The organism is Actinophytocola xanthii (genome assembly GCF_001921205.1).
Taxonomy (GTDB): Bacteria; Actinomycetota; Actinomycetes; order Mycobacteriales; family Pseudonocardiaceae; genus Actinophytocola; species Actinophytocola xanthii.
This window is the reverse complement of sequence record NZ_MSIE01000107.1, coordinates 1-22,192: the sequence shown is the minus strand read 5'-3', so window position 1 is coordinate 22,192 and position 22,192 is coordinate 1. Positions and strand designations below refer to the sequence as shown.

16 protein-coding genes and 1 pseudogene are annotated in these 22,192 nt (G+C 70.5%); 14 read left to right on the top strand and 3 right to left on the bottom strand.

The window, feature by feature from the left end; genetic code table 11:
- From BU204_RS35750 to BU204_RS35730, 5 genes are all read left to right on the top strand, one after another.
- Positions 1-235, top strand: a 235-nt coding sequence (locus tag BU204_RS35750) for a sensor histidine kinase (RefSeq protein WP_143229987.1), incomplete at its 5' end; no start/stop codon positions are given.
- A gap of 79 nt (positions 236-314) precedes the next feature.
- Positions 315-698: a response regulator transcription factor gene (locus BU204_RS35745; RefSeq protein WP_075130200.1), complete on the top strand. Its 384-nt coding sequence runs from the start codon at positions 315-317 to the stop codon at positions 696-698.
- Positions 698-1,795, top strand: coding sequence for a HEAT repeat domain-containing protein (locus tag BU204_RS35740; protein ID WP_075130201.1), 1,098 nt, complete (start codon positions 698-700; stop codon positions 1,793-1,795). Before BU204_RS35745 ends, BU204_RS35740 begins: the two co-directional genes overlap by 1 nt.
- A 5-nt stretch (positions 1,796-1,800) precedes the next feature.
- A complete protein-coding gene (locus BU204_RS35735) occupies positions 1,801-3,246 on the top strand; it encodes a glycosyltransferase family 2 protein (RefSeq protein ID WP_075130202.1) in 1,446 nt (481 codons plus the stop codon).
- Positions 3,239-4,909: a sensor histidine kinase gene (locus tag BU204_RS35730; protein WP_143229980.1), complete on the top strand. Its 1,671-nt coding sequence runs from the start codon at positions 3,239-3,241 to the stop codon at positions 4,907-4,909. The genes BU204_RS35735 and BU204_RS35730 overlap by 8 nt, the downstream gene beginning before the upstream one ends.
- A gap of 308 nt (positions 4,910-5,217) precedes the next feature.
- Here the strand turns inward: BU204_RS35730 and BU204_RS35725 are convergent, their stop codons facing one another.
- Positions 5,218-6,225: a hypothetical protein gene (locus BU204_RS35725; protein WP_075130204.1), complete on the bottom strand. Its 1,008-nt coding sequence runs from the start codon at positions 6,223-6,225 to the stop codon at positions 5,218-5,220.
- Between the two features lies 1 nt (position 6,226).
- Complete coding sequence (locus tag BU204_RS35720; protein ID WP_075130205.1) at positions 6,227-6,739, bottom strand: SigE family RNA polymerase sigma factor; 513 nt, start codon at positions 6,737-6,739, stop codon at positions 6,227-6,229.
- A 190-nt stretch (positions 6,740-6,929) separates the two neighbouring features.
- On the opposite strand from BU204_RS35720, the gene BU204_RS35715 reads away from it, so the two are divergent.
- From BU204_RS35715 to BU204_RS35675, 9 genes are all read left to right on the top strand, one after another.
- Positions 6,930-8,435 (top strand): TIGR02677 family protein, encoded by a 1,506-nt coding sequence (locus tag BU204_RS35715; protein WP_075130215.1) that lies wholly within the window; start codon positions 6,930-6,932, stop codon positions 8,433-8,435.
- The gene (locus BU204_RS35710) at positions 8,432-9,682 is read left to right on the top strand and encodes a TIGR02678 family protein (protein WP_075130206.1); all 1,251 of its coding nucleotides are present in this window, start codon (positions 8,432-8,434) and stop codon (positions 9,680-9,682) included. The genes BU204_RS35715 and BU204_RS35710 overlap by 4 nt, the downstream gene beginning before the upstream one ends.
- Positions 9,679-13,710, top strand: coding sequence for a TIGR02680 family protein (locus BU204_RS35705; protein WP_075130207.1), 4,032 nt, complete (start codon positions 9,679-9,681; stop codon positions 13,708-13,710). Before BU204_RS35710 ends, BU204_RS35705 begins: the two co-directional genes overlap by 4 nt.
- The gene (locus BU204_RS35700) at positions 13,703-14,917 is read left to right on the top strand and encodes a TIGR02679 family protein (RefSeq protein WP_075130208.1); all 1,215 of its coding nucleotides are present in this window, start codon (positions 13,703-13,705) and stop codon (positions 14,915-14,917) included. The genes BU204_RS35705 and BU204_RS35700 overlap by 8 nt, the downstream gene beginning before the upstream one ends.
- A gap of 99 nt (positions 14,918-15,016) precedes the next feature.
- A complete protein-coding gene (locus tag BU204_RS35695) occupies positions 15,017-15,481 on the top strand; it encodes a response regulator transcription factor (protein WP_075130209.1) in 465 nt (154 codons plus the stop codon).
- Positions 15,482-15,606: 125 nt separating this feature from the next.
- Positions 15,607-16,074 (top strand): peptidoglycan-binding domain-containing protein, encoded by a 468-nt coding sequence (locus BU204_RS35690; RefSeq protein ID WP_198943099.1) that lies wholly within the window; start codon positions 15,607-15,609, stop codon positions 16,072-16,074.
- Positions 16,075-16,173: 99 nt separating this feature from the next.
- The gene (locus BU204_RS35685; protein WP_075130211.1) at positions 16,174-16,578 is read left to right on the top strand and encodes a peptidoglycan-binding domain-containing protein; all 405 of its coding nucleotides are present in this window, start codon (positions 16,174-16,176) and stop codon (positions 16,576-16,578) included.
- Between the two features lie 107 nt (positions 16,579-16,685).
- Complete coding sequence (locus tag BU204_RS35680; protein ID WP_075130212.1) at positions 16,686-21,227, top strand: GmrSD restriction endonuclease domain-containing protein; 4,542 nt, start codon at positions 16,686-16,688, stop codon at positions 21,225-21,227.
- A 17-nt stretch (positions 21,228-21,244) separates the two neighbouring features.
- Positions 21,245-21,727 carry a peptidoglycan-binding domain-containing protein gene (locus BU204_RS35675; protein WP_075130213.1) on the top strand — a complete coding sequence of 161 codons (483 nt, stop codon included), beginning with the start codon at positions 21,245-21,247 and terminating at the stop codon, positions 21,725-21,727.
- Positions 21,728-21,794: 67 nt separating this feature from the next.
- Here the strand turns inward: BU204_RS35675 and BU204_RS40460 are convergent.
- Positions 21,795-22,192 (bottom strand): annotated as a pseudogene (locus BU204_RS40460) (hypothetical protein); the annotation flags it as partial.

The window sequence follows — 22,192 nt, the reverse complement described above, 5'->3', positions numbered from 1 at the left end:
AAAAAACCCTCCTGGGCAGCATGAGAAGATCTTCGGCGACTTCCACCGAGCCCACAACGGCGTGGACTACAGCGGAACCGGGCTGGGACTGGCGATCTGCAAGCGGATCGCCGAACGGCATCAAGGCACGGTAGTCGCCAGCGACAACCCCAACGGTGGCTCCTGCTTCACGGTCGCCCTTCCGCTCACGCAGTATGGCGCCCTCATCGCTGCCGAAGAACTGGTGAGCGCCTGACACCCGGGCACTACCGGGCTCAGGTCAACGACGAGACGGCCGATAGTTCTGCCAGTACACCAGAGGCAAGGGGAGTGGCATGGGGTCGGCACCGGTGCGGGTCGTCATCGCTGACGATGACCCGGATATTCGTGATCTTGTCATGTACAAGTTGACCCAGGCGGGCTTCGACGTGGTCGCCGTGTCAGACGGGGCCTCGGCGCTCGCCGCGATCGAGTCGGATCCACCACGGCTCGCGGTTCTGGACGTCATGATGCCGGGCCTGTCCGGAGTGGACGTGCTGCGCCGACTGCGGGAGAACGACGTGACCCGGGAGGTGCGGGTCGTGTTGTTGACCGCGCGCATCCGCGACAGCGACGTCGACGCCGGCTTCGAGGCCGGCGCGGACGACTACGTGGCCAAGCCGTTCAGCCCGCGTGAGCTCGTGCACCGCGTGAACTCCGTTCTGGCCCGGTCCGGCTGATGAACAGCGTGCAGCTGCTGGTCGGTTCCATCCTCTCGATGGCCGCGGTCAGTGTGCTGCTCGTGGCTGTTGTCGCCACGAGCCGCATCGGGCGGCTCGTCCTCGACGCCTCGCGGCAGGCCGCCGCGGCGCCCTACCGGGGACTTCTGCTCACGGTTGCCGCGGGCGACGATGACAGCGGAGCCGCGGCGGCCCAGGTCTCCGCGGTGTCCGACCGGGCGTGGAGCCCGGTGCGTGATGCCGCCGTCGCCCTGCTCAGCAAGGTGCGCGGGGAGGCGGCCGTACACCTCGTGCGCCTGCTCGACGAGCGACGGGAGCTCGACAAGGCACGCGCGGCCCTGCGTTCTCGGTCCGCGGTCCGCCGCGCACGCAACGCGCACCTGCTCGGCCTGGCCGGGCGCGACCAGGACGTGGACGTGCTGATCCCGCTGCTGGCGGATCGTTCCTCGGAGGTGCGCATGGTCGCCGCACGCTCTCTCGGGCTGGTCGGCGCCGACCGAGCCGCTGGCGCGCTGATCGGGGCGCTGGCGCCGGTGCGCAGGCGCCCCGGGATCCCGACCGCGGTCGCCGCGGAGGCACTGCTGGGCCTGGGCGTGCGTGCGCTGCCCGCGATCCGCGAGGCGCTCACCACCGGCGAGATCGACCAGCGTGTGGTGGCGGCCATGGTCGCCGCGGACGGCGCGTACAGCGGCGTGCTGCCCCAGCTGCGCGACCGGCTCGTCAACGACCAGGAGCTCGACGTCAGGATGTTCGCGGCCAGAGCTGTCGGGGCCGCCGGATCACGCGACGACATGGCGGTCCTCGCGACCCACACCGCCGACGGTCAGCCGGCGGAGCTTCGCCGGACCGCGGTCGCGGCTCTCGGTGAGTTGGGTGACCCCAGCGCGGGCACCGTCCTGGTCCAGCTTCTGGCGGACCCGGACATCCGGCTGGCTCAGCTGGCCGCGGAGGCACTGGCACGACTGGGGCACACCGGGCTCGACCTGCTGTCGGTGGTCGCGCTCGCAGGGGGAAGGAGCGGGCGGATCGCGGCCGTCGCGCTGTCGATGGCTCGCCTGAGGGACGGAGCCGAGCTCTACTCAGGGGTGGGGAGCTGACCGCGATGCACGATCTCCGGGAGCTTCTCGCGGCGGTACTGCGGACCGTCGAGGAGCCACTCATCGGCTACTTCCTGCTCATCAACAGCTCCTACCTGCTGCTGGTACTCCTCGCGGCGGTGTCCCTGGTCGGGCACATGCGTCGGACCCGGCACAGGGGAGCCGCCGAGTCGCTGCGGGGCAGGCTCGCACCGGGGGTGTCGGTGATCATGCCCGCATACAACGAGGCCGCCGGCATCGTGGCCGCCGTGCAGGCCATGCTCGCGTTGCGTTACCCGCGGCACGAGGTCGTGGTGGTCGACGACGGCAGCACCGACGACACCTTCGGTCGGCTGGCAGCCGCCTTCGACCTGGTCGAGTTGGACCGGGTCCTCCCTGCCGAGGTGCCGGTAACCGCCCCCGTCCACGCCGTCGCGGTGCCCAGGGACGGCCGAACGCGCCTGGTCGTCGTGCGCAAGGAGAACTCCGGCAAGACAGAGGCGGTCAACGCGGGGATCAACGCCTCGGCCGAGCCGCTGGTAGCGGTGGTCGACGCCGACTCACTGCTCGATCCGGACGCGTTGCTCACCGTCGCGAAGCCGTTCACCGACGACCCGACCAGAGTCGTGGCGACCGGCGGGGTGATCCGCCCGGCCAACGGCTGCACCGTGGTGGCCGGCCGCGTCGTCCGGATCGGCATGCCCGCGCGGTGGCTGGCCAGGATCCAGGTCGCGGAGTACCTGCGAGCGTTCCTGCTCGGACGAGCCGGCTGGTCCCGACTCGGCGCCGTCGTGCTGATCAGCGGCGCGTTCGGCCTGTTCCGCCGAGACGTGCTGGTCGAGGTGGGGGGAATGCGGGCGGGCACCCTCGGCGAGGACTTCGATCTCGTGGTGCGGATGCACAAGCACCTGCGGGACCAACGGCGCGACTACCGGATCGTGTTCGTCGCCGAACCGATCGCCTGGACCGAGGTTCCCTCGACCGCGGCGGTGCTGCGCCGGCAGCGCCGCCGGTGGCACCGCGGGCTGTGGGAGACACTGTGGACCTACCGCGGCATGGTTGGACGGCGCCGGTACGGACGGGTCGGCACGGTGGCCCTGCCGTGGTACTGGCTGTTCGAGCTGCTGGCTCCCGTACTCGAGTTGGGCGGGCTCGTCCTGGTGACCGCCGGCCTGGCGGTCGGCGCGGTCGGACCGGGCTATGTCGGGCTGTTCCTGGCGGTGGCCTACGGCTACGCCATCGTGCTCAGCCTCGCGGTGCTCGTCATCGAGGAGCTGTCCTTCCACAAGTACCCGCGATGGCAGGACCTCGCCGTGCTGCTTGCCGCCGCTGTCCTGGAGAACGTCGGATACCGCCAGATCACCGCCTGGTGGCGACTGGAGGGCGCCTGGCAGGCCGTCACCCGCCGCACACCGGTGTGGGGTGCGATGGCCAGGCAGGGCTTCACGAACAGCGGTGTCGACCATGGCTAGCCGCGGCTCGACCCACCGGCGAGTGTGGACCCTCGTCGTCGCGTTCTGCGTCCTTTTGCTGCTGACGGGCGTATGCGCCGGGTTCCTGCTGCACGGGCAGGGTCCGACGCTCACCGAGACGTCATCCGGAGCGGCCGCCGTGGTCGTCGTCCTCACCGTGTCGGCGTTGCTCGGGACCCTGTACCTGGCTCGCTACGCCATCCGTTCGCTCCTCGCCCCGATTCAACGGCTGCGGGTCGCTGTGACGCGGTTCCAGGACGGTGAGCCGGTGGTCGCCGACGGGCAGGACGGTGCGCGAGAGGTGCGCGAGTTGGCGGGTGTCGTCAACGAGCTCATGCGGCACACCACCCAGCTCGCCGGCGACCAGGAAGACACGCTGCGTCTGCATCGGCTCGCACTGGAGGTGGTCCAGGGAATCCGGGACTCGACCTCGGTGCGGCAGGCCGCGGACGTTGTGTGCACGGTGCTCGGCCCGGTCACGGGCGGGGACCAACTGGCGATCTGCCTGACAGCTGGTTCGGGTGAGCCGGGATACCTCGCGCGGTGGCACGCTCCGGGGCTCGTCGCACCTCCGGCCGAGCTCCCACCGTACGTGTGCGGTGCGGCCGAGGAGCTCTGGCGCCGCTCGACCCATCTCGCCCTCGCGGACACCCGCGTCCAGAGCGCGGAGCACGAGCAGTGGTTCACTCCCGTCCAGGACGAGGCCGCCGCCCGAGCGCTCCTGGTGGTGCCCATCGGCTTCAACGAGCGCGCGCTGGGCACGATCTCGTTGTCCGGCAGCAGCCCCCGTCGCTGGGGCCACTCGGAGATCGCCGTGTTCCACCACGTGGCGGCGTTCCTCGCGCAGAAGATCGTCGAGGTCGAACACCGCGAACAGCAGGCGCGGTACGTCATGGGACTGGAACGGCTGAAGCGACAGAGAGACGACTTCCTGGCGACGGTGAGCCACGAGCTGCGCACCCCGTTGACCTCGATCAGTGGTTACCTCGAGGTACTGATGGATGACGAGGACGACCAGGTGAGCGACGCCCACCTGCGGACGCTCGTCATCATCGAGCGGAACACCGACAGGCTGCGCGGGCTCATCGAGGACCTGCTCGCCGTGAGTGCCATCCAGAACGGACGACTTCTGCTGCAGAGTCAGACCGTGGCGGTCGCGGACCTCCTCGGCTACGCCGTCGAGGAGCTCGGGTCCATGGCCCAGGAGAAGCAGGTTCGCCTCCGCGCCGAAGCGGGTCCCGGTGACGCCGAGCTGATCCTGGGCGACCGCGTCCACCTGCAACGTGCCGTGGTGAACATCGTCGGCAACGCGCTCAAGTTCAGCCGCCCCGGCGATGTCGTGAACGTGTCGCACGCCGTGGATCGCCAAACCGGGGAGATCGTGATCTCCTGCGCGGACAACGGAATGGGAATCCCTGAGGGGGATCTGAACCACGTCACGACCCACTTCTTCCGGGCCAGCAACGCCACCAACCACGCTGTTCCGGGAACCGGCCTCGGCCTGCCGATGGTGGAGGCGATAGTCCAGGCCCATCGAGGAGCGCTGACCATCGAGTCGACCGAGGGAAGGGGCACGACCGTGACCCTGCGCTTCCCACACACCCGGGCAGCGGTCCTCGCGTCGGCGGGCTCCTCGATGGACGGGCGTGGCCGGGTGCCCTGACAGGGCGTTTGTGGCATCGTGTGTTCGGGTAACCATATGTCATGACAACCAGTAGAAGCATCAAGCGCGGTCTGAGGAACGCGCCGCCAAGTGCGGCTTTCTGGTGTTATTTTGTCGCTCTCCTTGTCGGCTTTGGCGGGTTTGGGATTTTCTCCTCGGTCCTTCTGAAGGTGGTCTCGATCGTCCTTGCGGTCGGGTTGGCGGTTCTTGCCACGCTTCTGCTCGTGAAGAACCGGCATTTCAGTCCCAAGGCCTGGTCTGATTGGGCTGCCAGTCCCTGACCGCGGTGCGGTCCACGGACCTTTCCGTCACTCGACGGGATCGGTGACCCAGGTGGACGTGGTGCCGGCGTGAGCGACCAGCCGCACTGACTGGGCGATCTCGTCCAGCTGTCCGTTGTCCCGGAAGGAGCTGACCTCGACGGCGAACCCGTCGGGCAGCCCGAAGATGATGACCTCACCGGGAGTGACCATGGCCGGACGGCCGCCGAGGGTGGTGTCCGCGCCGAGGTGCCCGGCGGTCTTGTCACTCCGCTCGGCGCTCACCGTGATCATCCCGACCTCGCGGCTGGGGTCGGATGGGTCCTCGGCCGCGAGGAGCACCCCGGCGCGGAGGAACGCCGCGCCAGCCCCGGGCAGCTCCACGTGGGTCGAGGTCCCGACCAGGTGGAGGCCGTCCGGCTTGGGCAGGGTGAACGGCATCGCCACCGCTCGCGGCTCGTGGACCACCACGGCCGCGGCAATGCGGTGGGCGGTTTCGCGATCCGCCCCCTCACCGTCCTGGATGCTGAGGTAGGCCCATCCCCGGTCCCCCCACTGCCAGGCCAGTGTCAGCCCGTTGTCGAGGGTGAGCCAGTGGGCCCGGTGGCCGCCAACCGGGTCGGCGGGCTCCCCGGCCTCCGGGTTGAGGAGCCCGGCTTCGCCGTTGACGATGCCGGTGGCCGTCCGGCCGGGCGCGTAGACGGTGACGGTGGCGTACCCGCTCGTGCCGACCCGCACGCCGACCTGCTGCCAGCGCGCCGCGGTGGTGTAGGCGTCGGCGCGCGCGCCAGGCACCTCGGTCAGGGTGACCGTCCGCCGCATCGGGTCGAAGTCCTCGGGTGCGATGGCCAGCCGGGTGCCCGGCTCGAAGAACGGCCCGGGGCCGGCGGGCAGGGCGAGGGCCGGCACGAGCAGCGCTACGGCGAGGACGAACGCGCCCGTCGCGGCCCAGCGGATCCGGATCCGCCGCCTGCCCGCCCGGACCGCGCGATAGATGTCCACTTGGGACGGCGGGAGTGGTTCGTCCTCCCGGAGCAGCTCGAACAGTCGTTCCATGTCAGGCCTCCTTCGTGGCCGTGGGCACCGAGGTGTCGTCGAGCAGGCGTCGCATGGCCGCGAGTCCTCGGGAGGTCTGGCTCTTGATCGTCCCCTGGCTGCAACCGAGCACCTCCGCGACGTCCTCGACGGACATGTCGAACAGGAACCGGAGGACGAGCACCGTGCACAGCCGCCGGGGCAGCCGGTCGAGTGCCGCGCGCAGCACGGCCCGGTCGTCCGCCCGCCCGTCCGGTTGGACCACGACGTCCGGGGCCATGGCGAACAGCGACACACCCGACCAGCGCAACCGCCGCTCGTCGAGGAAGACGCGGACGAGGATGCGCTGCAGGTAGGCATCGGTGTTGTCGGCCGCGCGCGCCCGGCGCCAGTTGACGTAGAGCTTCGTGATGGCCTGCTGGACGAGGTCGTCGGCCCGGTGGGAGTCGCCGCAGAGGCGGTAGGCCGAGCGGCGCAGCCAGGTCACGTTGGCCCGCACGTAGTCGACGTACTCTCGCTCCAGAGCTGGTTGCATCACGGTCCTTCCGGGGTTCCTGCCCACCCGACGGGACCGAGGGCCCGACGGGTTCCGAGGTTTCGTCTCCCAGCCAGAACGGTCAGGGCGGTCGTGTCGGCGCCACTTCTGTCGGTTGCCCTCGCTACTGTGGGGAGCCGGAGCCGAGAGGAGGTGACCGTTGGCGAGGCTGCCCCGGGTGCCGCCGGACATGTTCAGGTTCACGACGACCGACAAGGCGGAACTGCACACCGCGACGCTGTACGCGTTCGGAGAGGCCAACGAGCGGCTCGAGACAGCGCTCACCTTCGACGAGGTGCGTGCGCGGTTGCGCTCGGTCGGCTGGTTCGAGGCGGTCACCGACGAGGAGCTGGAATGGACGTTGTCCCGGCTCAGGCAGTGGGGGCTGGTCGACGTGGTACAGAACCACGCCGTCCATTACACGACCGCCGAGGACTATGAGCGGAAGAACCTGCAGTATCTGCTCACCAAGCGCGGAGAGGCGGCGTTCGAGGGGGTACAGCACGCGCTGAACGCCCTCGCGTCCAGCGGGGCGTTGCAGACCGCGGTGCTCGACGCGATCGCGGACCGGTTGGACGAGCTGCACCAACTCCTGTCCACCGCCGGCTCGTCGGACCGGCGTCTCTACACCACCCTGATGGAGCTGGAAGGGCACCTCGACGCGCTGCGGACCAACACCAAGCAGTTCAACAGCGAGTTGCAGCGGCTCCTGCGCGACGACCAGCTGGACCTGGCCACCTTTCACGAGGTCAAGCGGGCGACCGTCGGCTACCTGCAGGAGTTCGTGACCAATCTGGACCAGCGACGCCACACCATCCGGGAAGCGCTCGGCCGGGTCGAGGACACGGGCGTGGGACCCATGCACCGCCGGGCGCTGGCGGGCGCCGAGCTGCCCCAGCTGAGCGCCGGCGACCCGGGCACGGAATGGTTGCGGCACCGGTCCACCAAGTGGGACGGCCTGCGGCTGTGGTTTCGCCCGACGGAGGGTGGGGCGCCCCGGGTGGACGAGCTGCAGGACGTGGCGCGACGGGCGATCGTGTCGCTGCTGCGGGTCCTGGACCGGATGAGTGAGAGCAGGCGGCGTTCGTCCAGTGCCGCGGCCGATTTCCGGGCGCTGGCGCGGTGGTTCGCGGCCAGTGACACCGAGGCCGACGCGCACCGGTTGTTCAACGCCGCCTTCGGGATGTGGCCGGCACGCCACGCGCATCTCGGGCACGAGGACGACGAACTGATCTCCCACACCGAGAGTTGGGCATCGGCCCCGCCGGTGCCGGTGTCGCCGTTGCTGCGGCGCAGCGGTCGCACCGAGCACGTCGCCCGCACCGGCAAGGTCCGGGACGTCGAGGAGCTGCGCGAGCTGCGGCGGGCGGCGGCCAGGAGGGAACGAGCGGAGATCGAGGCAGCGTGGCGGCAGCTGGCCACCGGCGGGCCGGTTTCCCTGTCGAGCCTCGAACAGCTGGACCACGACAGCTTTCACCGGCTGCTCGACCTGGTCGGTAGGGCGCTGGCGACGCAGCGCGACGCGGCCGGTGTCCGGCGGGCGACGACGGCCGACGGGCGGGTCGAGATCCGGCTGCGCCATCCCCGGGGTTCGGCCACGGCCACGATCCGCACGCCGCGCGGCACCTTCACCGGGCCCGACCTCCTCGTCGACATCCGCGCGACCGGGGCCGCCGCCAGGAGCCGGGCCCAATGAGCAATCTCGCCAACCAGCTGGCGAGGCAGGAGGCGGAGGAGGTCTCCCGCGGTGTTCGGCTGCTGCTGGTACAGCCCTTGCTGACCACCGAGACCGACGAGGACGGGTTCGACCTGCTGCGGCGCCGGCGCGGCCCGATCGTCAGGTGGTTCGAGTACTACTGCGGCTGGCGTGTCGTCGTCGAGCCTCGCCTCGGCTATGCACGGCTGACCAAGATCAGCGACCGGCCGGACGCCACCCGGCCCGCCCGCCGCCTGCGCTCCTCCCGGGCCCCGTTCGACCGACGCCGCTACACCCTGCTGTGCCTGGTCGCGGCCGAGCTGCTCGCCGGCCCCGTGACGACCATCGGGGTGCTCGCCGACCGGGTGGTCCAGGCCAGTGCGGCCGAAACCGAGGTCCGCACCTTCGACCCGACACACCGCGACGAACGGTCCGCCTACGTGGACGTGCTGAAATGGCTGGAGCGAACCGGCGCCGTACGTTCGGTGGACGGCGCGACGGACGCCTACGTCGACCACGCCGATGCCAAGGTCCTGTACGAGGTCGACACAACGCTGCTGGTCGGCCTGTTGGCCGCCCCGGTGTCGCCGTCCCGGCTGAGCCCGCCTCCGGTCGAGGACCAGTCGTACCGAACGCCCGACGTGGCGGACCTGGTCGTCGAGCGCCGGTACGGCAGTGCCGTCGACCCGGCAGCGGATCCGGACGCCGTCGTGTCCGACACCCAACGGAACCTCTGGTTGCGGCATTCGATCATGCGGCGGCTGATGGATGACCCCGTCGTGTATCGACGGGAGCTCACCCCCGCCCAGCTCGGTTACCTGGCGTCGCCGACCGGGCGTAGGCTCATACAGCAGGGTGTCCACCAGGCCGGGTGCGTGCTCGAAGAGCGGGCAGAGGGCTACCTGGTGATCGACCCGGACGGCATCGCCACCGACATCAGGTTCCCCGACGACAGCACGCACGCCAAGGTCGCCGCACTCCACCTGCTGGACCGACTGGGCGGCTCGGCGAACCCCGTGCCGGCAGGGGAGCTGGTACTCGCCGTCGAGGAACTTCTGGGTCGGTTCCGTTCCTGGGCCAAGGCGTACCAGTCCGACGGTGGCGCCGAGCGGCTCGTCGACGACGGCGTGGCGATACTGTGCGCGGTCGGGCTGGCCGAACGCCACGCGGACGGCGCGGTTCTCGCCTTGCCGGCGGCCGCGCGGTACGCCGTCGAACGTGTCGAGTCACGGGAGGTACCGGCATGACCGTGACCGAGCTGGCCGCTCACCAGCCCGTCGACCGATCGTCCACATCGGACCGCTGGCGGCCAACGCGGGCCGGCATCATCAACATCTGGCGCTACTACGGCGAGACCTTCTCCTTCCACGAGGGCCGGCTGCTGCTGCGCGGGCCGAACGGGACGGGGAAGTCCAAGGCGCTGGAGCTGTTGCTGCCCTACTTGCTCGACGCGAACCTGCGTCCTCACCGATTGTCCACCTTCGGCAGTGGTGACCGGACGATGCACTGGAACCTGATGGGGGAAGGCAGCTCCGGCCGTAACCGTGTCGGGTATGTCTGGCTGGAGTTCGGCCGGATCGTCGACGGGGAGAAGCGGTGGTTCAGCTGTGGGGCGCGGCTGGCGGCCTCCGAGAACACCAAGAACGTGGCCTCGACGTACTTCACCACGACCAAGCGGATCGGCCTGCCCGACGGACTCGCCCTGGTCAACGCCGCGGGTCGGCCGCTCGTCCGCGCGGACCTGGCCACGGCCATCGGCGATGAGGGCGAGGTGCACCCGTCGCCGGGCGAGTACCGCCGCACCATCCGCCAGACGCTGTTCCCCGGCGTGAACGAGCAGCGGTACGACGCGCTGATCTCCGCGCTGCTGCAGCTGCGCACGCCGAAGCTGTCCGAGCGGCTCGACCCCGCCGTTCTGTCGACGCTGCTGTCCAGGGCGCTGCCACCGCTGGACCACACGGACATCGCCGAGATCGCCGAGGGGTTCGAGCGCCTCGACCGTCAGCGCGAGCAGCTGGCCGACCTCGACACCGAGGTCGCGGCCGCGGAGACGCTGGCGGCGCGGCAGCGCACCTACGCCCAGCGGGTGCTGCGTGCCGCCGCGGCGAACCTCATCGCCGCCACCTCGACGATGACCGAGCTGACCCGCGCGGCCAGGGAGAGCAAGGAGAAGCTCAAAGAGGCGAACCGCGATCTGGAACGGGTCACCACGCGGGACGCTGAGCTGGCCGGCGAGGCCACGACGACCGAGGCCAGGATCCAGGCGATCGTCGACCTGCCCGCCTACCAGGAGGGACGCCGGCTCGACCAGCTCCGCCGGGACGTGCTCAGCGCGCGAGACCGTGCCGGCGAGGCGACCCGCCATGCGGCGAAGCTGCGGGAGCGAGCCGACGAGGACGCCTCGGCCGCGCAGGACGCGGTCGAGGCGGCGGAACGCGTTGCCCAGCTTGCGGCCCGCGGTGCGACGGAGGCCCGGCTGGCCGCCGACCGGGCCGGCATGCCCGCCGTGTACGAGGAGATCGACGCGACCGCGGACCTGAAGACCAGCAGGCGACTGCTTCGCGCGGCCGTGGACAGCAGGTCGGGACAGGTCCGGGCGGTACGGCAGGCACTCGGCACGCATCAGCAGGCGGTGACCGGTAGGGAGAGGGCGGAGTCCGACCTGGAGGGGGCGCGGGAGGAGCTGGCCACCGCCACGGCGCTGGTCGACACCGCCCGCCGCGAGCACGAGCAGGCACTCGCCGACCTCGGCGAGGAGCTGGTCAGGTGGGCCCGAGGCTGTCGGCAGCTCGCCGTGCCGGAGCCCGAGCTGCTGGCCGACCTCGCCGGCGACCGTGCGGCCGTCGACACGATCGTGGCCGACCTGTCGGCGACGCTGCGGGAACGGTTCGCGGGCGCGGAAACCACGCTGCGCGGAGAACGCGGCGCGGTGCTCGCCGAGCGGCGCGGACACGAGGTCGAACGCGAACGGCTGGAACGGAAGGTGGATCGGCTCCCGCCCGCGCCTCACACCCGCGGCGCCGATCGGACCACGCTGGCCGGCGCGCCGCTGTGGCGAGTCGTGGACTTCCGCGCGGGCGTGCCGGCGGAGACCCAGGCAGCCGTCGAGGCGGGGCTGGAGGCGGCCGGCCTGCTCGATGCGTGGGTGCTCCCGGACGGCGCGGTGGCCGCGCCCGACGCGGACGTCTTCGCCGAGGCGCTGCTCGCCGTCCCGGCGCCGGGACGGTCGCTCAACGAGATCCTCGCCGTCGAGCCGGACTCACCCGTGGTCGCCGACCGGGTACGTGCGCTGCTGGCCGGTATCGCCTTCGGGGACACCGCGCCCGACCACCAGGCCGCCGTGGGCGCGGACGGCGCCTGGCGGCTGGCGAGCGCGCATGGCCGCTGGCACAAGACCGAGAGCGAGTACCTCGGCGCCTCGGCCCGGGAGCGGACCAGGCAACGCCGGATCGCCGAGCTGAACGAGCTGATCGGCGACCTCGACCGGAGGGTCGAGGTCATCGACGAAGCGCTGCGGGACCTCACCCGCCAGCGGGCGGAACTCGCCGGTGACCTGGACCAGCGGCCCGGGTACGCCGCGCTCGACGACGCCGAACGCGAACAGGCGCAGGCCGAACAGCGGCAGTCGGCGAGGGCCGACGTGGTCGCGCGGGCCGAGCGAACACTGGCAGCGGCAGAGCAGGCGGCCACCCGAGCGCTCCGGGCACTGACCAGTGCCGGCAGCGAGCACGGACTGCCGACCAGTGAGACCGGCCTGTCCGCGGTGGACGCGGCGGTGCAGGCGTTCCGGGCCATCGGTGACGACTGGTTGGACAGCCGGCACGACGCGACCACCAGGGCGTCGTCCGCGAGTGCGGCCGCTGCCCGGGCGGCGGCCACGGCCGGCACCGCCACGGATGCCGAAGACGTCGCGGTGGCGCGGCGTGAGGAGGCGGAGACCGCGGCGGTCACGCTCGCCGAGGTGGAGCGATCGGTCGGTGCCGAGTTTCGCACGCTCGCGGACGACCTCAGTGCCCTGCGCGAGAGGCTGAAGGAGATCGGCGGTCAGCGCGAACGTCTACGCGGCGAGGACATCCGGCTCAGCAAGCTCATCGGCACACTGGGCGAACGCCATGACAACGACGAGTCCAAAAAGGCTGGTGCGGCTGCGGTCCGAGACGAGTACGAGGGCCGGTTCCGTGAGCTGGCCATGGGATCGCTACCCGCGGATGCCCGCGTGGAGCTGGATGCGATGGACAGCAAGCGGTCTGTTCTGGACGCGGCCCGTCGACTGGCCGAAAGGCTCGGCCGGGTGCCACACGAGGCGCGCAACGTGCGCGACGCGGAGGCCACCCTGGCAAACGCGGTGCACGACGCGCAGCAGACGCTGGCCGGCCGAGTCGACCTGTCGCTGGAGCCGGACGAGGACGTCAGGGTCTTCACCGCGACCGTCGACGGCGTCCGGCACGGTGCGGCCGCACTGCTGGACCTGTTGCGCACTGAACGAGAGCGCACGGCCGAACAGATCACGGCCGGCGAGCGCGAGCTGTTCGACAAGACACTGACCGGCGACACCAGGCGGCATCTCGCCGATCGTATCCGTGCGGCCAACGAGCTTGTGGACACGATGAACGCTCGGCTCGAGCGGGTCCGGACCGCATCGAAGGTGCGGGTGAGCCTGGTCTGGCAGGTCGATCCGCAGCTGCCACCCGGTACCAGGGAGGCCAGGAACCTGCTGCTGCGCAACCCGGCGGGCCTGGGGGAATCCGAACGCGAGGCGCTGCACCGGTTCTTCCGCGAGCGCGTCGACGAGGCCCGCGCCGCGGAGACCGCCGCCGGGTGGGAGCAGCAGCTGCTCCAGGTGCTGGACTACACGGCGTGGCACCAGTTCGTGGTGAAGGTCGACCGAGGCAGGGGCGACGGGTGGCAGCCGGTCACCAGGCGGCTCCACGGCGCCCTGTCGGGTGGTGAGAAGGCCATCGTCCTGCACCTCCCACTGTTCGCCGCAGCGGCCGCGCACTACCAGGCGACACCCGTCGCGCCGCGGTTGATCCTGCTCGACGAGGTGTTCGTCGGCGTGGACAGCACGAACCGGGGACAGCTGCTGGAGCTGCTCGTCGGGTTCGATCTCGACATGGTGCTCACCTCCGACCACGAGTGGTGCGACTACCAGGAGCTGGACGGAATCGCGATCCACCAGCTGCTCACCGGGGATGACGGCGACGACGCGGTCACGACGGCGCGGTTCACCTGGAACGGACGCGTGGTCCTGCCGGACGAGGACCCAGATGGGTGACCCGCGGGTCCTCTACGGCGGGCCAGAGCTCGCGCCGTTGTGGCGGGCGTTGTGGCAGCGGTACTCGTCGGGCAAGGCGGTCACCAGGGTGACACTGCGCGGCCTCGACCTGTCGCAGCGGTCCGCGCTCGCCGACTTGCTCGGGCTCGACCGGACACCACCGACCGAGACGACCGTTCAGGTCGCGACTCTGGATGAGGTGCTGCGGTCGTCCGTCGGGATGGAGGCGCGTGCCGTCGTGACGGCGATCGTCGGGCCGCTCGACAACCGAACTCTGCGGCGGGAGTCCGATCGCCTGGCACGATCCGAGCTGTGGAACTGGTTGGCAGAGCACGAGATCGTCATTGGCCAGCCGGCGCTCGAGGCGTGGGTCGCCGGAGTCCGGCGCACCGGTGTGGTCGACGGGTCGGTCGAGAAGACCCGTGAGGTCCTGGCCCGGGCCCTCGACGTGCTGGCAGAGCTGCCGTCGGACGGCCGGCCGTTGCCCGCGTTCGCCGGTACGGTCTGCGGTGACACCCACGCCCTCGACGACGGCACCAGGTTGTCCACGCTTGTTCTCAGGGCTCTCGCGGCGATCCACGACGAACCGCCACCAGAAGACGCCGAGCAACGTCGAGCGTGCTGGGAACGCGCGGGAATCGCCTGCGACGCGATGTCCACGTCGGTGCTCGTCGCAGGCCTACGACCCGTCGGCACGGATCCACTGTCGGCCACGCTGCGGCAGTGGGCCGAGCACGCGGAGGCCGCGGTGATCACCCTCGCGCAGATCAGGAGACACGGCCCGTTGGCGGTGAGCACATCGTGTGTCCGCGTGGTCGAGAACCCGTCCATTCTCGCGATGGCCATAGCAAGGCTCGGTTCCCGATGCCCGCCGTTGATCGCCACCTCCGGGTGGCCGAACAGCGCGTGCATGCTCCTGATGCGGCAGCTTACCGAAGCGGGCGTCACGCTCGGTTATCACGGCGATTTCGACGGTGAGGGCATCCGGATCGCCGCACACGTCATGTCTCGAACCGGTGCGACCGCGTGGCGTATGTCGACGCGGGACTACCTGACCGCGGTTCACCCGGGCCGGCCGGACTCGGGAGCGATCACCGAGGCTCCATGGGACCCCGAGCTCGCGTCCGCGCTGCGGCAACACCGTTCGACGGTGTCGGAGGAACACGTGGCGGAACAACTGCTGAGCGACCTCGACGCATCGGGATGAAGGGGGTCGTCCGTCGCCCAATCGCCGGGCGACGGGCACCTCGTGCCCTTTCACGCCGGTCAGGCCCATGGTGGGACCACACGGCGAACGGGAGGAACGATGCTGTTCAGGAAGGCCGGGCCGGTGGTGACCCTGCTGGGGATCGCCGCGCTGGCATTCAGGGCCCGCCGCGCCGCGACCGCGGGTGAGCGGATCCCCCTCCCGGACGCGGCGCGCCAGGCCTGGCAGCTGGTCGGCGCGCTGGTCCGGCCCCGCCACCCCGGCGAGGCCACGGCGTTCCCGGAGCGCGGCCGGGCCATCGCCGTGCCGCCCGAGCCGCCCGACCGAGAGACCCGCGCCGCCGAGACCAACTCGGCCACGGTGTCCGGACGTGTCCTGTCGGCGGGTGTGACCCGTCGCGAACACGAAGTCCTGCGACTGGTGGGCCAACGTCTGCGCAACCGCGAGATAGCCGAGCGCCTCCATCTGTCCGAACGCACCGTCGAGACCCATGTGTCCAGTTTGCTCGCCAAGACCGGTCTGCCCAACCGCATCGAACTGGGCAAGTTCGTCACCGAGGAGTAGTCGTCGGCCACGTGTCCGTGGAAACCACGGAAGTTCCGGAGGGACGGGGCCCGTGGTTTCCTCCGATGTCAGGCGCCCCCGACGGGGGGACACTCGTGGCCTTCGCCGGACGAAGGAGTATCCCGATGAGAAGTCCACTGAACAGGCGCACGGTGTCGGCGGCGCTGGGTGTCGTCGCGGCGGCCGCGCTGACGCCGGTGCTCGCACCCGGGGTGGCGCACGCCGCACCGACCTGCACCGGGACGTCAGCGGTCGCGTACGCGTCGGACTGGCCGACCACCATGCGGATGCCGAGCGTCGGCAACGGGACCGGCCAGATCACCTGCGAGCTCGGCCCGAACAACAACAGCCCCGCCGTGCGCTCCCTCCAGGAGTCGTTGCGCGACTGCTACTACCAGCCCATCGGCGTGGACGGTCAGTTCGGCCCCCAGACCAGGAACGCGGTGCGCGCCGCCCAGCGGCGGATCAACGAGCTGCACGGCGCCGGCCTCACGGTCGACGGGATCTACGGGCCGCGCACGCGGAAGTACTTCCAGTGGAAGCTGTGGGACCACAACGGCGCCTGGGCGGGCTGCGGCTACTACGGCGCATGACCGTGACCGAGACGGACGCGCCTGGGTGCGATCATCAGCGACGGTGACTCCACCGCACCACGGCACCAACGCGGTTGAACACCAACGAAAGGACCCGAGATGACACACGCACGATCGATCCTGGCCGCGGTCGCTCTCACCGCGGCCGGGGTGCTCAGTCCGCTGGGCGCCCCCTCGGCCGCGGCCGCCACCTACTGCGACGCCGCCATCGTGTGGCAGAACGCTTACGTGGCAGGCAACAGCTCGACGTTGCACCCGAACTGCATCTCCTCGCAGGGTGCCGGGCCGAACAACGCCGTGTCGAGCCTGCAGCTCAGCCTGCGCGACTGCCACCACAGAGCCATCGGCGTCGACGGGCACTTCGGTCCGGAGACCAGGCGAGTGCTCACCTCGGTGCAGGCCAGTCTGGGCATCTCCGCGGACGGCGTGTACGGCCCGCAGACCGCCCGCGCGATGAGCCACCGCAGGGTCGGTGGCGGTCCGTGCCTACGGATCACCTTCTGACATTCCACATACGACGAAGGCCCGCACCGTCGCCGGTGCGGGCCTTCGTTGTGCGTTGTGGCGCAAGCTGTCTGTACGGGACGGCGGCGGGTACCGATGCTGAGGCCATGCGCCTGCCGAGACTCGTCCTGCTCGCCGTGGCTGCCCTCCTCGCCACCTTACTGACACCCTTCGCCGCGACCGCCGCGGCGCAGTCGGCTCCGCCGGCTCCCTCTCCCGGGGCCGCGTTCGCCGACCTCACCGGCACCGATCGGTCCACCGTGGACCCGGAGACCCGGGACACCGTGTTGCCCAAGGGCTGGCGATCGTCGAACGACCTGGCCTGGACCACCGACGGCGACTCGACCGGCTTCCACCTGCTGGTCGCCGACGCGAAGTCGGGGTACACGTGGCGGACGGCGGCGACCCTGGCCGAACCGTGGCTCGAGACCGACCGGTGGATCGGCAACGCCTGCCTCACCGAGTCGGGCCGGAAGGCCGTGGTCGTCTACGCGCCGCGGCACTTCACCAACCGGGCCCACCTGTTCGACCGTGGGGCCTTCGTCGCGATCGTCGACCTGGCCGCCGGAACGGTCACCAAACTGGACGTGTCGGTGTCGCTCGCCTACTACAACCCTGGCTGCGGCGCCGGGGAGACGGCGGTGCTGACGCAGTCCGGGGCGGTCGACCTCGGTGCGACGCGACTGCACGTCGTCGACACCGCCAAGGCGGCCGTGGTCCGCTCACACGAGATCAAGGGCGAGGTCACCTCGGCGGTCCCGGCCGGTGACGGTGTCGTGGCTGCCCGGGGCGGACAGCTCGTCCGCGTGGACGACAAGGGGGCGGCAACGTCCCTGGCGGACACCCGCGGTACGGCGATCCGCCTGCACCCCGACGCGCAGGGCGGCCTGGTCTACCTCGAACGCCACGACGACGAGTCGGTGGTGAAACGACTGGCGGGTGGCAGGGCCAGCGAGCTCGGCCGGGGACCGCTGACCGAGGTGAGCCTGGCCGCGGGGACGGGACGCCGGGTCTTCGTCACCGGGAAGCCCGCGATGGCGAAGGGCCTGCCCGCCTCGGTAGTCGCGGTGGGCGGAGAGGCCGACGCCGAGGTGTCCACCGAGGGCGGCCTCACCCTGTCCCGCACGCGGCAGGGCGAGGACCTCGCGCGGGTGTCGGAGCCGGAGCGGTCACTCTCGGTGCGGGCGGCGGTGCGTGCCACCGGCAAGGCCGTCGACTTCGCCGTCAGCCCGTCGGCCCGGCCGTCGGCACGAGCCGAGGAGGGGACGCGCTCGGGTCCGGTCGCGACGGACGCCGCGCCCATGGCGGAGTCGCCGACCGACCCCGTCGACCGCGACCGGACCTGCTCGATCGCGCGCAACGACGCTCGGATCCAGGTGTACCAGCCGCACTGGAGCCAGGTGGAGTGGGCCGCGGAACTGGCCGTCCAGGGTGAACTGACCGTGCAGCGACCCGCGAACTGGAAGCAGTCGGGCATGCCGGCCGCGTGGCGTCCCCAGCAGATGTTCCAGCCGGTACCGCTGAACGGCGGTGGGCGGGTGCCCGCGCAGGTGCTGCTCGGCGTGCTGGCGCAGGAGTCGAACCTGTGGCAGGCCTCGTTCCACGTCGCCGAGGGCGTCACCGGCAACCCGCTGGTCGGCAGCTTCTACGGCGTCGAGGACGGCTGGGGCATCAACTGGGCCGCGGGGGACTGCGGGTACGGCGTCGCGCAGGTCACCGACGGCATGCGCAGGAGCGGCGCGGGGACGCTCCCCGCGGATCAACAGCTCGCCGTGGCGGTTGACTACGCCACCAACATCGCTGCGGGAATCCGCATCCTGCAACAGAAGTGGAACCAGACCCAGGCCCTGGGCATGAGCGTCAACAGCGGGGGACCGGACCGCGTGGAGAGCTGGTTCGCCGCGCTGTGGGCCTACAACAGCGGCGTCAACCCGCAGGCCAACACCGGCAACACCACCGGCTGCAGTCCCGGTCCGAACTGCACCGACGCCCCCGGCAACGGTCCGGGCGGCAACTACGGCCTCGGCTGGTCGAACAACCCGGCCCGGCCGGACTACCCGTTCAACCGCACCCCCTTCCTCGACAACAACAACTACGACGACGCCCGCCACCCCCAGCACTGGCCGTACCCGGAGAAGGTCATCGGCTGGGCGGCGTACCCGATCGTGAAGTACACCGGCGGCGAAGGGTACGAGGGCGGGTACAAGCAGGCCTGGTGGACCTCGGAGGACCACCGCACCAAGGCGAAGCCACCCGTCGGCACCTTCTGCGCGCCCAGCGCCACAACCGGGAACCTGTGCAACCCCAACAACATCGGCACGTCGGCGAACCCGTGCACGCGCAGCGACTTCCACTGCTGGTGGCACTCGGCCGCGTCGTGGAAGACCTGTACCGCCGCCAGCAACGCCTGCGGGTACGAGGCGAGCGATCTCGCCAGGCCGGGCAGCGCCGAACCGCCGGACGCGGACCTGGCCGGTGCCTACACGGACGAGTCACGCAACCGCTACCGGCCACGGTGCCACCTGAACGGACTGCCGTCCAACGCGCTCGTCATCGACGACGTCGCCGACGCGGTGCCGTCGGTCCGTCCTGACTGCGGGCGGAACTGGACCAGCCAGGGTACGTTCGGGTTGCGGTTCGCCCAACACACCGACGGCCTCTATCACTCCAAGGTGGACTTCCATCAGATCGGCGGTGGGTTCGGCGGCCACTTCTGGTTCACCCACACCCGCACGACCTCGGCGAACCAGGCCAAGAACTGGGCCGTCACCGGCACCTGGACGCTCAACCGGTCGCTGGACCAGTGGGCCCGGGTGGTGGTGCACATGCCCGACCACGGCGCGCACACCCAGCAGGGCACCTACGACATCAACCTGGGCAACGGGACCGTCAAGCGACGCAGCATCCTGCAGAAGACCCAGGAACACCGCTGGGTGTCACTCGGCGCGTTCCCGTTCGCCGGCACGCCGTCGGTCTCGCTGTCGTCGATCACCGGCGAGGGCGACGGCACGCAGGACATCGCCTACGACGCCATCGCGTTCCTGCCGCTGTCCGGGAAACCCGCGGAGCAGCTGGTCGTGATGGGCGACTCCTACGCCTCCGGCGAGGGCGCGGAGAGCTACTTCCCGGAAACCGACGACAGCGGTACCGGCGGTGCCGCGGCCCGCAACGGCTGCCATCGCTCGCGCAACGCGTGGTCCCGGCAGGCGGTGTTGCCTGGCTCGAACCAGCCGGTCGGTGCCCGGGCGGACGCGTTCGACCCGGGGATGGACTACCACCTGCTCGCCTGTTCCGGCGCCGAGACGGAGAACCTGCTGCCCGACGGTGTGGTCAACGCCGAGGGCCAGGGCGGGCACGGACAGCACAGGGAACTGTCCCAGCTGGACCGTGGATTCGTCGACGACCGGACGACGACGGTCGTGGTGCAGATCGGCGGCAACGACGCGCACTTCGGTGACGTGATGACGATGTGCACGGTGGGGACTCCGACACCGCTGCAGAACTGCGGCGAGTCGAGCGCACCGACCGACTGGTACCCCGGTCCGCCGCAGGTCACCGCGCCGTTGAAGACGGCGCTGCCCAAGCTCATCGACGAGAAGGTCAAGCCGTCGGTCGAGGCTGTGCTCCGGCAGGTGCACCTGAAGGCGTCGCAGGCGCGGATCGTGGTCGTCGGCTACCCGAGGCTGTTCCCGCTGGAACGTGACGCGTACATGACCTACCGGGATACGGGGTGCATGCTCACCCTCGGCCTCACCAACACCGAGATCGACTTCCTCAACAACATGAGCGACGCGCTCAACGACGCGCTGCTCGAGACCGTCGTCACCCTGACGCAGGAAAACGTCCGGGTGTCGTATTCGGACCCGAGGGTGGGGTTCGAGCTCTCGCAGGTCTGTTCGCGCTCCGACGCGACCGGGGAGACCATCCATCGCGTCGTCGCCGACAAGACCGAGGGCGAGGAACCCGGCGTCGGGGTGTCGCAGCAGTCGTTCCACCCCAAGCAGTCCGGCGCCGCACGGTACGCCGCCGCGGTCGCCACCACCCTCGGCGCCACCCGCGACGGCGCAGGCCCGGTGGCGACGCCGAGTACGCAGATCGCACTGGCCGAGCTGTACGACATCAACCGCTACACCCGGCCACCGAACCCGGCGCAGTACGACCGGACGGCGTTCTATCCGACCCCGACCAAGGACTGGGCGAACTACCCGGGCGCGAACTGCGACACGAGGGAGATCATCCTGCGGCGGGACAGCCGGGCGTCGACGCTGGCGCCCCCCGCCGGGTGCCGCGTGTCGGCGGGCGAGTGGACGAGCCCGTACGACAACGGCTGGACCAGCACCGATCGGAGCAAGGTCGGCATCGACCACCTGGTTCCGCTGGGAGACGCCTGGTACGCCGGTGCCAGCGAGTGGACGCACAAGCGCCGCGTGACGTTCGCGAACGACCTGGAACACCCGCAGCTGGTCGCGATCGCGGGCACCACCAACAGCTCCAAGCAGAACAGGCCGCCGGAAGCCTGGATGCCGCCCAACGCGGCCTACCACTGCACGTATGCCAAGGCGTGGATCCACGTCAAGCGGACCTACCACCTCTCGGTCACGACACCCGAACACACGTTCCTGCTCACCCTACTGACCAACCAATGTTGAAACAGAAGGAGAGTTCGATGAAGAGATCGCGTTTCCTGATCGCGGTGCTGGGGCTGGTCTCGGCCGCGGGCTTCGGCCTCGCCACGGCGGCACCCGCCACGGCCGACGTCACCGCGGCGGCCACCCCCACCTGCACGAGCTGGACGACGGTGTACGCGCCGTACACCACGAGCTACGTACTGCACATCCCGACGGCGGGTTCCCAGACCGCCAACGACAACTGTGTCCTGCGCCAGGGCAACAGGAACGACGCGGTGAAGGTCCTGCAGCGTGCCCTGAGGTACTGCAGCGGCTACAACATCGGCATCGACGGCGACTACGGCCCGCAGACCAGGGGTGCGGTGCTGGACCTGCAGCGCCGCATGAACGCCTCCTACAACGCCGGCCTCCAGGAGGACGGCGAGTACGGCCCGAACACCTACAACTGGGTGCAGTTCCCGGCGTGGTCATGGCCGGGCAACGTCATGCAGAACAGCTGCTGGCACAGCACGCTCCCCTGATCGCCGAGCAGGCACCGGGCCCGCACCACCACGTCGGTGCGGGCCCGGTGCCGTCGCGGCACGCCACCTATTCCTGGTCGAACAAGCGGTAGTTGAGAACGATGTAACCGGTTCGGCTGCTGTTGTACTCCGCGTCGTTGCAGCTGATCCAGCCAATCCTGCCGTCGGAGGTGCGAATGCAGAACTGCCCGCCGGCGGAGACGGCAGTCGCCCCGCCAGGTGCGGGCGTGTCATTCGCTACTGTCTTCGAACAGCCAGCCTTCGCCTCGTTCTCGGTGCCGGAAAAGTAGTACATCGCCGACCGGTTGGCGGCCAACCCGGTGTCGAAGTGCAGGTCGATGTCCCCGTTTGGGCCGGTGGCCTCGACAGCACGGGGATCGGCGGCATCGAGGTCGACACCTGTGCCGTCGTCGAGCCGGATCTGAGAACGTGTTTGAGATCTTGGTCGGCGTGGCTGGTTGATCT